The sequence below is a fragment of the Streptomyces sp. NPDC006510 genome, from assembly GCF_040611955.1.
GTDB lineage: Bacteria > Actinomycetota > Actinomycetes > Streptomycetales > Streptomycetaceae > Streptomyces.
In genome coordinates, this window is sequence record NZ_JBEXPH010000212.1 from 1 (window position 1) to 13,485 (window position 13,485).

At 69.0% G+C, this 13,485-nt stretch carries 13 protein-coding genes and 3 pseudogenes; 10 read left to right on the top strand and 6 right to left on the bottom strand.

Annotation, left to right across the window (positions count from 1 at the left end; translation table 11 throughout):
• The first annotated feature begins 326 nt into the window (after window positions 1–326).
• Window positions 327–1,127, top strand: a complete 801-nt coding sequence (locus ABZY11_RS37450) for a DUF6585 family protein (RefSeq protein WP_356483445.1) — start codon at window positions 327–329, stop codon at window positions 1,125–1,127.
• Between the two features lie 100 nt (window positions 1,128–1,227).
• Here ABZY11_RS37450 and ABZY11_RS37455 read toward each other — a convergent pair.
• Window positions 1,228–1,371, bottom strand: a pseudogene (locus tag ABZY11_RS37455) (transposase); the annotation flags it as partial.
• Window positions 1,372–1,765: 394 nt separating this feature from the next.
• Between ABZY11_RS37455 and ABZY11_RS37460 the strand changes: the two are divergent.
• The 4 genes from ABZY11_RS37460 to ABZY11_RS37475 all read left to right on the top strand — a co-directional run bounded on the left by ABZY11_RS37460 (window position 1,766) and on the right by ABZY11_RS37475 (window position 4,901).
• Window positions 1,766–3,211 (top strand): NF041680 family putative transposase, encoded by a 1,446-nt coding sequence (locus ABZY11_RS37460; protein ID WP_356483446.1) that lies wholly within the window; start codon window positions 1,766–1,768, stop codon window positions 3,209–3,211.
• A gap of 81 nt (window positions 3,212–3,292) precedes the next feature.
• Entirely contained in the window at window positions 3,293–3,700 is a 408-nt protein-coding gene (locus ABZY11_RS37465) for a hypothetical protein (RefSeq protein WP_356483447.1), read from the top strand.
• Window positions 3,701–3,905: 205 nt separating this feature from the next.
• Complete coding sequence (locus ABZY11_RS37470) at window positions 3,906–4,430, top strand: ATP-binding protein (RefSeq protein WP_356483454.1); 525 nt, start codon at window positions 3,906–3,908, stop codon at window positions 4,428–4,430.
• A gap of 159 nt (window positions 4,431–4,589) precedes the next feature.
• Window positions 4,590–4,901: a hypothetical protein gene (locus ABZY11_RS37475; protein WP_356483448.1), complete on the top strand. Its 312-nt coding sequence runs from the start codon at window positions 4,590–4,592 to the stop codon at window positions 4,899–4,901.
• A 101-nt stretch (window positions 4,902–5,002) separates the two neighbouring features.
• Here the strand turns inward: ABZY11_RS37475 and ABZY11_RS37480 are convergent, their stop codons facing one another.
• Window positions 5,003–5,431 carry a hypothetical protein gene (locus ABZY11_RS37480; RefSeq protein ID WP_356483449.1) on the bottom strand — a complete coding sequence of 143 codons (429 nt, stop codon included), beginning with the start codon at window positions 5,429–5,431 and terminating at the stop codon, window positions 5,003–5,005.
• Window positions 5,428–5,625, bottom strand: coding sequence for a hypothetical protein (locus ABZY11_RS37485; protein WP_356483450.1), 198 nt, complete (start codon window positions 5,623–5,625; stop codon window positions 5,428–5,430). The genes ABZY11_RS37480 and ABZY11_RS37485 overlap by 4 nt, the downstream gene beginning before the upstream one ends.
• Window positions 5,626–5,714: 89 nt before the next feature.
• On the opposite strand from ABZY11_RS37485, the gene ispF reads away from it, so the two are divergent.
• On the top strand, window positions 5,715–6,248 hold the full coding sequence (ispF, locus tag ABZY11_RS37490) for a 2-C-methyl-D-erythritol 2,4-cyclodiphosphate synthase (protein ID WP_356483455.1): 534 nt from the start codon (window positions 5,715–5,717) through the stop codon (window positions 6,246–6,248).
• Here the strand turns inward: ispF and ABZY11_RS37495 are convergent.
• A complete protein-coding gene (locus ABZY11_RS37495) occupies window positions 6,232–6,726 on the bottom strand; it encodes a hypothetical protein (RefSeq protein WP_356483457.1) in 495 nt (164 codons plus the stop codon). The genes ispF and ABZY11_RS37495 overlap by 17 nt on opposite strands.
• On the opposite strand from ABZY11_RS37495, the pseudogene ABZY11_RS37500 reads away from it, so the two are divergent.
• The 3 genes and pseudogenes from ABZY11_RS37500 to ABZY11_RS37510 form a co-directional block, all read left to right on the top strand.
• Window positions 6,635–6,922 (top strand): annotated as a pseudogene (locus ABZY11_RS37500) (virginiamycin B lyase); the annotation flags it as partial. The gene ABZY11_RS37495 and the pseudogene ABZY11_RS37500 overlap by 92 nt on opposite strands.
• A gap of 457 nt (window positions 6,923–7,379) precedes the next feature.
• A complete protein-coding gene (locus ABZY11_RS37505) occupies window positions 7,380–7,589 on the top strand; it encodes an integrase core domain-containing protein (protein ID WP_356483451.1) in 210 nt (69 codons plus the stop codon).
• A 308-nt stretch (window positions 7,590–7,897) separates the two neighbouring features.
• Window positions 7,898–8,923, top strand: a complete 1,026-nt coding sequence (locus tag ABZY11_RS37510) for a serine hydrolase domain-containing protein (protein ID WP_356483456.1) — start codon at window positions 7,898–7,900, stop codon at window positions 8,921–8,923.
• Between the two features lie 4 nt (window positions 8,924–8,927).
• Here ABZY11_RS37510 and ABZY11_RS37515 read toward each other — a convergent pair.
• Together ABZY11_RS37515 and ABZY11_RS37520 are read right to left on the bottom strand one after the other, a co-directional pair.
• Window positions 8,928–9,023 (bottom strand): annotated as a pseudogene (locus ABZY11_RS37515) (IS5/IS1182 family transposase); the annotation flags it as partial.
• Window positions 9,024–9,532: 509 nt separating this feature from the next.
• On the bottom strand, window positions 9,533–10,267 hold the full coding sequence (locus ABZY11_RS37520) for a hypothetical protein (RefSeq protein ID WP_356483452.1): 735 nt from the start codon (window positions 10,265–10,267) through the stop codon (window positions 9,533–9,535).
• A 642-nt stretch (window positions 10,268–10,909) separates the two neighbouring features.
• Here ABZY11_RS37520 and ABZY11_RS37525 point away from each other — a divergent pair.
• Window positions 10,910–13,485 (top strand): AAA family ATPase (locus ABZY11_RS37525; protein WP_356483453.1); only part of this gene is annotated, 2,576 nt, incomplete at its 3' end.

Consider the following 13,485-nt stretch of genomic DNA (forward strand, 5'->3'; position numbering starts at 1 on the left):
GACAACACACCCAACGCCTCGACGCGGGCGGCACGTTCTTGCAGACTGTCCATCACGGCCTTTGGTTGATCAATGTGTCTCTTGGCGGAAACACATGATCAAGCAAAGGCCGCTCCGCTGTCCGGCGAACAGCAAAACCCGTGGCCAGCCCGCCCAACTAACCAAAGGCAAAGGTTTAAATACAAGCTAATACGCCGAAGTCAGTAACCGATGCGCCGGGCCGGGGCGCTCTTCCCGTACGGGTTCCTCTCCCCGATAATGGCCCTCAACTGTCTGGCCTTGGGGGGCTTGTGTCGGATCGTGGTTCCACTCCTGTTCCGCCCTCCATGCGCAGAGTCGCGCGGGAGTTCGAACTCGGTTCGCGCCAGGGGCTGGTGTGGACCGAGCCCAAGCGCTTTCCGTGGATCGTGGTGCTGCTGCCGGCACTGGTCGGACTGCCGGTGCTCTGGCTGGGGATTTCGGCCGCGGTGGAGGGCCAGCGGAGCCACGGCGCCTGGTACTACGGGCTGCCGCTGCTCATCTTGGGGACCGCCATAGTCGCCGCAGCCGGGTACTTCCTCTTCCTCGCGCTCACGAGACGGCAGGCGCAGGTCTGGGTAGGTCACTACCAGCACGGCATCGTCCGGGAGGTCGCCGGGCACGCGCCGGAGGCGTACTCATGGGACGAGATCGACGGCATTCGGCGGAGCAGCACCAAAGTGACGAACGGGATCACCAGCGTCACCACACACGAACTCTGGGTGCGTCCCCGTGAGGGCGCCGAGATCACGGTGACCGACGCGTACAAGGGGGTCGCACGGTTCATCGACGAACTGGACAAGACATTCACGCGCGTACGGCTGCCGCAGGACAGGGACCGGCTGAAGGCGGGCGAACGGGTCGACTTCTTCGGGGCCCACCTCGATCCCGCCGGTGTCGAGTACCTCGACCACCGGCTCGGCTGGCGCGAGGTCGACCGGGTCACGGTGAAACAAGGCTGGCTGGAGATCCATCGGCACGGCGACGGAAAGCCGTGGGCCAGGCTCCCCGTAGAGATGGTCGAGAATCTGTCGGTCTTCCTGGCCCTCGCCGCAAGGATGCGCCAGGAGGCGGCCGGGAAGCGGCCGCGACCAGACGATCCGGCCTGATCCGGCGAAGGCCGGCGCTCCGGCAGCAGGTCTGGATCAACGAACCAGCACCCCGGCGGTCACCGTGCTTGGGAGAGGAACTACTTGCACCTCTCAAACAACGGCATTGGCCGTTGTCGACCAGGTAGCGGATCGCGTCCAGTATCGCCCGGTGGCAGTACGCCTCCGGCTGCCCTCCCCGGCCGCGTATCCAGCCGGGAACCGGCAGCAGCGGCCGGACCAGGGCCCACTCCGCGTCCGTCATGTCCGAGGGATACCGCCGAACACGTTCCGGGTGATCGGCCGCGTTTCCGATCCGGTGAGCAACACAATCACACGTCGGTGCAGCCGAGTTGAACTCCACCGGCGCGAGCACGTACAACTGCGGCAACAGGGTCTCCTGGATCTCGGTTGGCTTCGCAACCCCGAGCTACCAAGAGGCCTGCCTTCATGCCCGCGACCAGCTGCGATCACCCGATCGAGACTCCCGTTCGACACACACCCCTCAAGATCGGAACGACAACAGCTACTAAGCTTGACGTTTATCCTCGCCTGTCACCCAACCTGCTGATCTGCGGTTCTTCCCGGGACAGCGGAGGCGGCCGTTCTCCACGCTTCGAGATGTCGAGTCACGAAGCACGAGAGAACGGCCGCTGCATATGAGTCTCCCTCTCCCAGGGCCCGCAGGCGAGGCGCTGGATGTCTTGTCCCGCTTTCGGGTCGAGTTCTACGAGTGCCTTTACGCCCGGGCGGATGCGCTCTTCGAGCTCACGGACGCGGTGCTGTGCGTGGACGGGCCGGTGAAGACGCTGGTGGAGCTGTCGCTGGCCCTCGAGTACCGGCGTGGGCATGGTGCTCTGTACGCAGCGTTGGACCGGGGCTGGGCAGAGCCGGCGCGGTTGCGGCGCACGCTGGCCGGCCTGCCGTTGCCGAAGGCGGCCGACGGGCGGATCGTGCTGGCTGTGGACGTGAGCAACTGGCTCCGCCCTGATGCTCCGACCAGCGACGACCGGCTGTTCTGCCACGTCTACGGACGCGGTGCCCGCAGCAAGGACCAGTTCGTGCCGGGCTGGCCGTACTCCTTCGTCGCCGCCCTGGAAACGGGCCGCACCTCCTGGGTCGCGCTGCTGGACGCTGTGCGTCTGGGGCCCGCCGACGACGCGACCGCCGTCACGGCAGCCCAACTCCGCAGCGTTGCAGAGCGGTTGATCCTCGCAGGACAGTGGAAGCCAGGAGATCCGAGGATGCTGATCGTCATGGACTCCGGCTACGACGTCGCCTACCTCTCCCACGCGCTGGCGGACCTGCCGCTCGTGCTGCTCGGGCGTCTGCGTTCGGACCGTGTCATGCTCCGTGACCCGGGTCCGACCCGTTCCGGGCCCAGGGGCGGGCGTCCGCGCCGGCACGGCGGCGTTCTCGCCCTGGCCCGGCCCGAGACCTGGCACACCCCCGAGGTGACCACGTCCACGGACACCACCCGCTACGGCACCGCCGAGGCAACGGCCTGGGACCGCATGCACCCCCGGCTCACCCACCGCGGCCCCTGGCTGGAACACACGAAGGAAGAACTGCCTGTCCTGCACGGCACGTTGCTCCGCCTGAAAGTCGGGCACCTGCCGGGCGACCGCGACCCGAAACCCCTGTGGCTGTGGTGCTCGGCCATCGGCGCCACCGGCACGGACGTCGACCGCTGGTGGCAGGCGTTCCTCCGCCGCTTCGACTTGGAGCACACCTTCCGGCTGATGAAGCAGACACTCGGCTGGACCCGCCCGAAGGTCCGCCATGCCGACACCGCTGATGTGTGGACCTGGCTGATCATCGCCGCCCACACCCAGCTCCGCCTCGCCCGCCCCCTCGCCGAGGACCTCCGCCGCCCCTGGGAACGGCCCACGCCACCCCGACGCCTCACCCCCGCCCGGGTGCGGAGGGGGTTTCGCAACGTCCGCGCGACCACAGCCCGCCCGGCAGCCGCGCCAAAACCATCCCGCCCAGGCCCCGGACGACCGCCCGGCCCGAAGAACAAACACCGCGCCAAGCACCACAACGTCGGGAAAACCCTCAAACGCGCTGAGTCGATCAAGGAACACGAAGCGCAGCGAGATTAAACGCCAAGCTAAGCGGATCTTGGCTGTCGCCAGGTCTGGTTACCTCTGGTGCGTGGGGCCTTGATCAGCGACTCTGTGCGCATGATGCTTCCGCCCGTTCAGGAGAAGACCGAGTTGATCGAGGTCGTCCGCATCACCGACCCAATGAGGCATCTCGGCGCGCCGAACCTGGCGGGTGACGAAGTTGCGATCTGGGAGGCGGCTCAGGTCAGGGACGCCCTGACGTTGATCAGCTCTGCGCCGGACAGCGCGCTGTACCGCTGTTTCATCCCGGGCTGGGGTATCCGTGCTCATAGCGCCACCGACCTGCTCTTCCAGATCGCCTTCTGCTTCCAGTGCCATGGGGCCCGCCTGTGGGGGCCGGGCGTGCCCGCCGAGTTGGATGGGATCCACGGCTTTGATCCGGACAGTGCTCCGGCCCTTGAACTGCTTCAACGATTCCGTGGCTCCACGCCGGGCCGGCTCAAAAGGATCTTCCGACGCAGTTGAGGGGCGCCATGCCTTCCCGGGCGAAGTACCGATCATGAGGCGGCCGTCTGCAACGCCCGGGGGAGGTGGACGTGGAGGTGCTCGACCTCAACGTCGCGGCCCCGGTCAATGTGAGGTCACCAGCTGCCCAGGCCGCGAAGCGGGCCTGGTGATCTCGGCAGAGAATGCAGTTGTCCTCCCCGTGGTTTCCATGAACGATCCGGGTGTGAACACGTTGTTTCTGACAGTCGGCTTGCCGGGGGCCGGAAAGACCACAAGGGCTCGGCAGCTGGCCAAGGAGCGCAACGCGCTTCGGCTGACGCCTGATGAGTGGATGATTCCGCTGTTCGGTGAGCCGGAGGCGGACGGGAAGCGGGATGTCTTGGAAGGACGGCTGCTCTCGCTTGCCCTGGAGGCGCTAAGGCTTGGAACCAACGTGGTCCTGGATTTCGGATGCTGGTCTCGTGACGAGAGGTCCGCCATCCGCTGGTTGGTGGAGTCTGCAGGCGCGTCCTGCGACCTCGTGTACGTGCCCGTGGACCTGGAGACCCAACGCGCTCGGATCGCCCATCGCCAGTCGACCACTCCGGATCAGACCTTCCCGATGAGCGAGGCGGACCTCTTGCACTGGAGGACGCTGTTCGAGGAGCCCAACGCCGCGGAACTCGACGGGCAAGAAATCGGCAGTCCGCCTCCTGGTTGGCCGGGCTGGCCCGAGTGGGCCGCCGATCGGTGGCCATCTTTCAGGTGACTGTCCGACCCCGCCCTGGTCCGGCTCCGCTCGGGAGCGTGGTCGACCGGCTACTCGCCTGCTGAAATCGCGTCTCCTGTCATGTGGTCGAGTCGGAGTGATGTGCCAGGCGCGCCAGAACAACCGGCACAGGTTGCGGGCGATGGAACGCAGCGAGACGTGGTCGAGCTCGGGAGCCCGCTCGGTGAAGTATTCGACCAGCAGATCGCGGACGGCGCGGGACTCGATGCCGTACCCGTCGACGATCTGCTCGGTACTGCGGCGGCCCTCGATGCGAAGCGCCCGAAGCCGCAGCGGTGCGCTTGCCGGGAGCACGCCGGTCTTCTTGAGCAGGGCGTAGAGCAGCGGCCGGCCCGCGCTGCCCCGGAAGTGGGGTTCCTCCAGTGCGGCGGTCAGCTCGATGCAGTCGCCGACAGTGATGTCGCTGACCAGGCCGCCCTTGCGGATCACGATCCAGGTGAGTTTGTTTAGGGCGTCGGACTTCGCTGTGGGTGTCGCGTGCTGGGCCAGTTGTTCGAGCCGCTGGAAGGCATCAGGGTCGCTGGCGGCCCGGGCCTCGGTGAGCATCACTGTCATGCGCTGCCGCAGCAGCCACGGTAGCTGGGGCGGATCGTCTGCCCGGCGACCAGGAGCACCAGGCCCGTGGCCAGTTCATCGCGCCAGTGGCTCTTGGGCGTGCCGCGTCCCTGCAGGGGCAGATCGGTCCACTCGAAGCCGGCGTCGTCCGCCCCGCTGGCCATCCAGCGATCCTGCCAGGTCTCTCCGGGCTGGCGTTCGAGCCGGTCCAGCAGCTTGCCCAGGCCCCGCCGCCGGGTCTTGTCGCGGGTCAGGCCCACACCGGGGTCGGTGAACAACCCCAGCAACCGCTCGGCCAAACCCTCCCGGCTCTGACGGGTCTGCCACCAGCTCGCTTCGCCGACTCGCGGTTCCCACTCCAGCCCTGTGTCTCCCGCAGGTGACTCGACGGCCCTGGCAACGTCGACGTTCGCGGTCTGGTTCACCGGCTTTCGCCGCCCGCAGTCGATGTGCCGAACAGCGTGGCCAGCACCTCGGGGCGGTAACCCGGCGCCGGCGGGGCCGGCGGCTTGACCTGCTCGGCGCGCTGTCGTTCATGGTGGGCCAGGAAGTGGGCGACGACCTCGTCGTGCGTGGGAGCTAATGGTGGAGTCGGGTATTGGAACCTGCGGAATGCCATGCCCTCGGAGGACGGGGGCAGCAGCCCAGAACCCGTTCGGTAGTGTCGGCGTCCTGCCGCTTGCTGCCTTGAAGGAGACCCTCATTCCGATGACGACGCCGCTTGGTGACGCACCGCTTGCTCGCTTCCAGCTGCCTCGGATCGGAACTGGAGTGGACATCCATCCGTTCGCGGTAGGGCGGCCACTGCGTCTCGCCGGATTGGACTGGCCGGACGAGCCGGTGGGCCTGGGGGGCGAGCCTGACGGTGATGTCGTCGTTCATGCCGCATGCAACGCGTTGCTGACAGCTGCGGATCTCGGCGACCTCGGCGTCCATTTCGACACCTCCACCCCTGAATGGGAGGGGGCCGCTCCGACCGTGCTGCTGGCTGAGACCGCCCGCCTGGTCAGGGACGCCGGATTCGAGATCGGCAATGTGTCGGTGCAGCTGATCGGAGAGCGCCCCAAGCTGGGACCCCGCCGTGCGGAGGCCCAGAAGATCCTCGCGGCTGCCCTCGTCGCCCCGGTGTTCATCGGTGCCACCACTCCCGAGGGGCTGGGCTGGATCGGCCGTGGCGATGGCCTGGCTGCCATTGCCAACGCACTGATTGTCGAGTTGCCGAGCGTCATCGACGGCGGCTGACCTCGGCCGCGTAGGCGCCCCAGTCTCCGGCGGCGGCTCGCTGCCATTTGACGGCGACGGTGATGTCGATGCCGAGGGTGCGGGCGAGGACCGCGGCGGGCAGCTCGGTGGCGAGCTGGAACAGCGCGGTCGAGCGGGCTTCCGCGAGCCGGAGACCGAGTTTGCGGAGCCGTTCGCCCATGGCCCAGGCACTGATCGGGCGGCCGGGTTGGCCTCCGGGGAAGAGCCAGGGTGAGTCTGTGCGGCCGAGGACGGCATGGCTGCGGCGAACCTCGATCTGTTGGAGGGCCAGGTCAGCGACGGGTGCGGGAAGCTCGACCGGGACGGCGCCGAGGCGGATGCGGACTGCTCCGTCCGTCTCCTCGATGTGGTCGACGGTGAGGCGGGAGATCGCAGCGGGCCAGATCGGCAGGATCTCGGTGGATGGCGGGATCGAGGAGTTTCCGCTCCCCGACCGCACGGCCAAACCCCACGCCATTGTCGCGGCCTCCACCGGGGAGTGCTGGTTCACCGAATGGGGAGCCAACCGCATTGGCCACATCACCGATAGCGGCGAGATCGCCGAGTACAGCCTGCCGTCACCGTCATCCGAGCCGCACGGCATCACCCTGGGTCCCGACGGCGCTCTCCGGGTGGCCCTTGGGACGGGAAAGGTCGCGCGGGTGGAACCGTAGCCCCGGGATGACGACTGTGTCTGGTGACTTCGAGTTGACCATGGACGAGCTGCGAGTTGTGGTGCGCTACGTGGCAGAGAGCGCTCAGGAAGTCCTTTCCGTGTTCGAGGAAGCCGTTCCCGGTGATCCTTGTCCGCGCGCATTGCCGAGCTGAGCGCAGGCGGCGACCCCGCAGTCGGAAGCATGCTGATCGAACAAGCTCGGCAACGTGCCACGCCGGTATTGATCGCTGTTCGTTCCCGGTACCCTCTCGCGCCAACTGCTGGGAACCGCGTTGCGCAACTCATGAGTACCTTGGACGCTTCCCTACGCGCCACCGGCTGAGAGACCGCCACACCCGCCCCGCTCCGCCCCAAGGGCGGAGCGCATAGGCGCGGGCCGCGCCCTCGCGTCCTGCGGCCAGCTCGACATCGAGTGGCTACCGCGGCCGATCGGGAACCATGACGGCACAGTGGTCATGCAGACCCCATGGCCGTCCCTTGCACACCGGGTTGGCGCCCTCCCGCCGCAAGCGGGCCTCACCCGTGGGCTCGCAGCCCGCACCGGCATCGAGCAGTGGGTCGGCGGGTACAACACCGAGCGCTTGCACTCAGCACGCGGCTACCTCCCGCCCGAGGAATTCGAAGCCCAGCACTACCGATCCCAGGCGACCGCGAACGCCGCCTGAAACCACACAAACCAGCCGCTACGAAATTCGGAACAGCTCAACCGCGGGGCCGGAGGGGATATCGCCGACACGCGATCCGCGAGGTGACGGAATGTACGTCGCGGTCAACGGACTGGCGGCCGACGCGGTTGGGCGACACTCTCCCCGCGGCGCGTGCGGTCAGGGTAAAGCGGTTGCTCGCAGGCGGACTGGTGACGATCATCATCACCGATGACTGGTGAACTTTCTTCTGTGAGGGGTCTGCGGTGACGATCGTGACGAGGGCTGACGGATTCGATCCGGCTTGCCTGGAGGAGGCCGTCTCCGCAGTGGCGCAGGGGAGGGGGTTCTCCGGCACGGTCCGTGTCACGCGTCACGGGGAGCCGGTATTCACCCGCGCGTTCGGGATGGCTTCACGGCGGTGGTCCATACCGAACACGTGCGACACGCGATTCCGGGTGGCGTCGGTGTCCAAGATGTTCACAGCGGTGGCCGTCCTGCAGCTCGTCGAGCGGAAGCAGGTCTGCCTCGACGACGCGCTGGTGGGCTTCGTGAAAGAGCACATGCCCCAGCTCGATCCGCGTGTCACGGTCCACCACGCCCTGACGATGACGGCGGGCATCGGCGACTGGTTCGAGGAGGGCAGCGACGACTGGGAGGCCGAATGGGCCGCCCTGACCTCCTCCCACCCGCTCTACCTGCTGCGGAGCAACAAGGACTACCTGTCGCTGTTCGCCGGCAAGCAGCCCCACTTCCCTCCCGGGGAGCGTCATCTGTACAACGGCGCCGGCTACATCCTGCTCGGCCTGCTCATCGAATCGGTGACCGGCCGCTCCTTCGAGGAGGTCATCGCCGACGATGTATTCGCCCGTGCCGGAATGAGCGCGGCAGGATTCCCGGCCCTGGACAACCTGGGGCCGGACATTGCCGAGGGATACCTCACCACCGCCGGCAGCCCCACCCCGTACCGGACCAATCACTACGCGACCACCCCCGGGGCCGCCGCCGACGGAGGGGCTACCTGTAGCGCCGCCGATCTGACGGCCTTCGCCCACGCACTGCGCCACGGGCGGCTGCTGAACGAGGCGACCACGCGCCTGGCACTGACCCCGCAGGTCGACGAGCGTGAGGAGAAGGTCCGCGGCTACCGGTGGATGTACGGCTTCGGCCTCACCCACATCCTCGACGACGAAGGAACCATCGTCCGCTGGGGCCACACGGGCGAGGAGGACGGGGCCAGCGCCCGCCTCTATCACTACCCGCGGCAGGGCCTGGACGTCGCCGTCCTCGGCAACATCAGCTGGTGCGCCGGCGACATGGGGTGGGCCATCCACGACGCCCTGGTCGGCAACTGAGCAGCCGCGTGCCGCGTTCGCGACGCCGGGCGCTCAGCAGACCGGACAGGCATCGAAGGGTGGAACTGGAAAGATCGAGCCCTCATGGGTAGAGAAACACACGATGCTCCGGGCAGACAGGTTGATCTGGGTCGACAACCCACCTACCAGGAGCTTCACCTCTTCCCACACTCGGCTCGGCGCCAACTCGGCCCGCCGGCAATCAGGTCGGAAACAGCTCACTGTACCGACCCCTTGAGAAAGGGCTCCGATGAAGGTCGCGCGGTCGTGTCGGTCACCGCGACGCCGCGCGGTCCGAACCCGGCACGAACGGCCTTCGCTCCGGTGCCGGCCTTCGGGCAGAACGCTAGCCTCACGCCCGGCGGCACCCGGCGCTGCCCGGCTCCGGCCGGGCTCGGGAGCTGGGTACACAGCTTGCCGCCGTCGGGTCCCGGCACGGTGCGGGCGAGGGGCGGCCACGGGAGCGGTTCACCATGGCGCCCCAGGCGCCGCAGGCCGACAGGCTGCTCATAGGCCCCGTTCGGATCCGGGCCGGGCACGCGGCGTGCCCGGCGAGGTTCCAAGTGGTCCCGCCTCCCCCGGGCGAGGGCCGTCGGGGGCGGGGCCTTGTCAGCCCAGTTGCTGGGCGTGCAGGCCCGTGAGGTGCTCGTAGGCGTGATCCTGGTTCGGGTAAAGGACCTGGATGTCAATGAGGAGGGGCGTATTGGGATCGACGGTGTGTCCGCCACCTTGAGGGGAGCCGAGCATCACAGCACCGTCGCTGCCGTTGCGGAGGACCTCGCCCCAGAAGTTGTCGGTGAAGCTCTTGGACAGTGAAGTCCCCTCCGGCAGGTCACCGAAGCCGACGGCCCATTTCATGACGCGGGTTTCCGCGGCATGCATGGTGAGCCGGTAGGAGTAGACGTACCCCGGGCCTTCGGGCCATGGGGGCGTCCGAAGCTCCTGTTCGACGCGCAGGTTCCCCACGAAGCGGGACGCCAGTGCCGACTGGGCCTGGTCGTTCCAGGAGCCGTTGGGGCTTCCGGCCATGGGAATGGCCCGCAGGTCGACGATCGAGGTCCCCGCGTCTACCGGCAGAGAGTGACCCTGCTGGTGGGCGGCCGAGAAGAGGGCGTTGTCCTCGGTGGTGTTGTTGACGACGGAGCTCACTCCGTCGCCGCTGTGGTCGAACCCGTACTCGGAGAAGTCGTTGATGTACGCGCCCAACGGAATGGCGAGGATCTTGTCGCCGCGCCCCGGGGTCTGACCGGCGTTGAGGCCACTGCCCCGGTAGAGGCAGAAGTTCCCCTCGGGGCACGCCTCGGCTCCCTGACCGTAGATCAGCTTCGGTTCGTTGTCGCTCACTGCGCTCCCTTGATCGTTAACGGGCTGACGCGGCTGTCCCGGGTTCGCCGGACTGTGGCTGTCGTGCTACTGGCAGGCGGAGCCCAACGCATCACAAGAACCTGAACGGCACAGTCGCCCGGCCAATACACTATGCAATATTGCAGCTACTCAACGTAGTGGCGCGTGTGGTGTGCACGACCGCGTGCGCCAGGTCGCGTCGAGGCGCTCCGCAGTGGGCCGGCCAAGCATGTCGTGATGCATGAGGTCTCGCAGACGCTGCAGCTCTCATGACACATGCCGCCTGCCGCCATGGCAGGGGCCACCCGGCGGGCGGGCCGCTGCCTGCGCAGCGGCATCGGCGAAATTCGCGCATGCCGACCACGCTAGGCCAGGGCACCGACAGCAGGCCTCGTATCAGGAGCGGTTAGGTACTACTACGGAGCCGTCGCGGTGTCCCGTACCGACTGGTCGGCAGTGTGACGCGCTGCCCGTACGTCGGTCACCATGCGCCCCTGACCGGCGCGGGCCGGGCCCGCCACGAAGGGACGGCGTTGTCGTACTCGTGCTGTAGAACGCTGTCTGACGGCGACAGTCGCCCAGCCCCGTGCCGTAGCCACCGGGGCCCTGGCGTGCCGTGGCGGCGTTCCGAGGGAGATCGTGGTGGTTGAGTTGTACAGGGGACCGGGCAGGCGCACGAACAGCGTGCCGTTCGTCAGCAGGTCAGCCGAGCTCCGCCGGCTCGACGCGGCTCTGCAGCACATGGGAGCCGGTGGTCCGGCCCTCGTCGACGTCACCGGTGAGGCCGGTATCGGCAAGAGCCGGTTGCTGGCGGAGTTCAGTACGCTCGCCCGCCGCCGCGGGGCGGCCGTGCTGCGCGGCCGGGCTACCGAGTTCGAACGGCACAGTCCGTTCCAGCCGTTCGCCGACGCGTTCGCCGACCTCGACCAGCGGGTGCTCGGAGTGTTCCCGTCGCTGCGGGAGCTCCCTCCGGTGCTGCGGGGGAGGGCCGAGCCCTCGGGCGAGCCGTGGAACAGGGACCGTTCCGGCCTCTACCGGGCCACCGCGGGCGCACTGCGCCGCATCCGGGGCGCGCGGCTCGTCGTGGTCCTCGACGACCTGCACTGGGCGGACCCGGCGTCCCTGGAACTCGTCGACCACCTCGTGCGGCACCCCGTGAAGGCTCCCTTCCTGCTCGTCGTGTCGCGCCGCGACCGTCAGGCCCCGGCGGCGCTCACCACGGCGCTGGCGCGCGGGGCCGACACCGGCGCGGTGCTGCGGATCTCTCTCGGCCCGCTCGACGAACGGGAGTGCGTCGAGGAACTGGCCCGCGACCTGCCGCGGCAGCGGGCGGCCGAGATGTACGCCGCGAGCGAGGGCAACCCGCTGTACTTCCTGGCGCTCCTGACGGCCCATCGCACCGCCCGGCTGCCCGGGCCCCCGGTCCGGGACGGTGGTCCGCCCGCGGGCCTGGAAGCACTGCTGCTCGACGAGCTCGCCCCTCTGGACCCGCTGGAGCGCGGCACCGTAGAGGCCGCCGCCGTACTCGGCGACCACGCCACGGCCGACCTCATCGCTGCTCTCACCGGCTCACCCGTCCCCGACGTCGTCGAGGCCCTGCGCGGGGTGATGCGCCGCGATCTGATCCGGACGGACCAGGCCGGACGCCGTCTGGCACTGCGCCACCCGCTGATCCGGGCGCTGGTCAACGACAGCACCGACCCCTGGCGGCGGCAGGAGCTCCACCGCAGGGCGGCGGCCGAACTGGCCGAGGCCGGCGCACCCCTCGCCGAGCGGGCACACCACATCGAGCGTTCACTGACCGGCTGGGACCCGGAGGCCGCCGCGATCCTGACCAGCGCCGCCGAACAGACCGCCGTGACGGCCCCGGCCGCCTCGGCCCACTGGCTCGGTGTCGTCCTCGCGATCCTGCCCAACACCCCCGGACACCTCGACAAACGCCGTGAGCTGATGCTGATGCGCGCCGGGGCGCTCGGCACGACCGGGGCGCTGTGGGAGAGCAGAGACCTCTTCCACCGAGTGATCGACATGCCCGCCGGCAACAAGGACGGCGAGGCCGGCGAGGACGCGCTCCGTACCTCCGCCGTCGTGCAGTGCGCCGTCATGGAGCGTCAGCTCGGGCGCTACGCCGAGGCCGACGCGCTGCTGCGCCGCGAACTGGACCGGAGGCCCGGGCCGTCACCGTCCCAGCGGATCGGTCTCGTCATCGAATGGTGCTGCCGCGCGCAGTTCGTCGCCCGCTTCCCCGACGTACGGGAAGAACTGGCCGAGGCGTTGCGCGGCGCCCGCGATCTGGGTGACGGACTCGGAGAGATGGGCGCCCTGACGCTGGCCGCCATGAGCGAGGCGTACGAGGGTGACACGGCCGAGGCCCGTCGGCTCGCCCGGACCACGGCGGGGCTGGCGGACGCGCTCACCGACGGCGACCTCGCCGGGCTGTGCGAGCCCCTGGTCAGACTGGCCTGGACCGAGGTGATGCTCGACAGGTACACGGACGCCGAGCGGCACAGCGACCGCGGTGCGGAGATCGCCCGGCGGACCGGCCGACTCTACGTCCTGTCGCAGCTCCTGCTGTGCAAGGCGTACACCCACTTCCTGACCTGCCGGGTCACCACGGCGCTGGAACTGGCCGACGAAGCCGCGACCATCGCCCGTGCCCTGGGCAGCGGCGAACTGCTCGGCTTCACCCTCGCGATCCGGTCCCTGTTCCTCATACAGGCCCGCCCGCCGGGCGATCCGGACGTCCTGGCCACCGCGGAGGAGGCGGCGGCAGCGGCGGAGGGCACGGGCGAGAGCTGGTGGTCCACGCTGGCACGGTCCCTGCTCGCCTTCGCCGCGATGGGCGCCGGTGACCCGCACCGCGCACGGGACGTCCTGCTGGACGCGGGCGGCGGCAGGGACCTGCCCCGATCGCAGCCCTCGCTGCTGCCCGAGTTCCTGGAACTGCTCGTCGCCGCCGCCTTGGCCGTCGGCGAGACGGAAGAAGCCGAACACGCGGCCGAACGCGCCCTCAAGGAGGCCGAACAGCTCGACCTGCCGACCCGGCGGGCCGCGGCGCTGCGCGCCCTCGGCCGGATCGAGGCGCACCGCGGGGACCCGGTCGCGGCTGCACGGGCGTTCGCCGAAGCCGCCCGGGAGAGCGCGCTGTCCGGGGCAACCCTCCGGGAGGCCCAGAGCCTGCTGCTCGGCGCCGCGTTCACCAGGGCCGCCGGTGACGG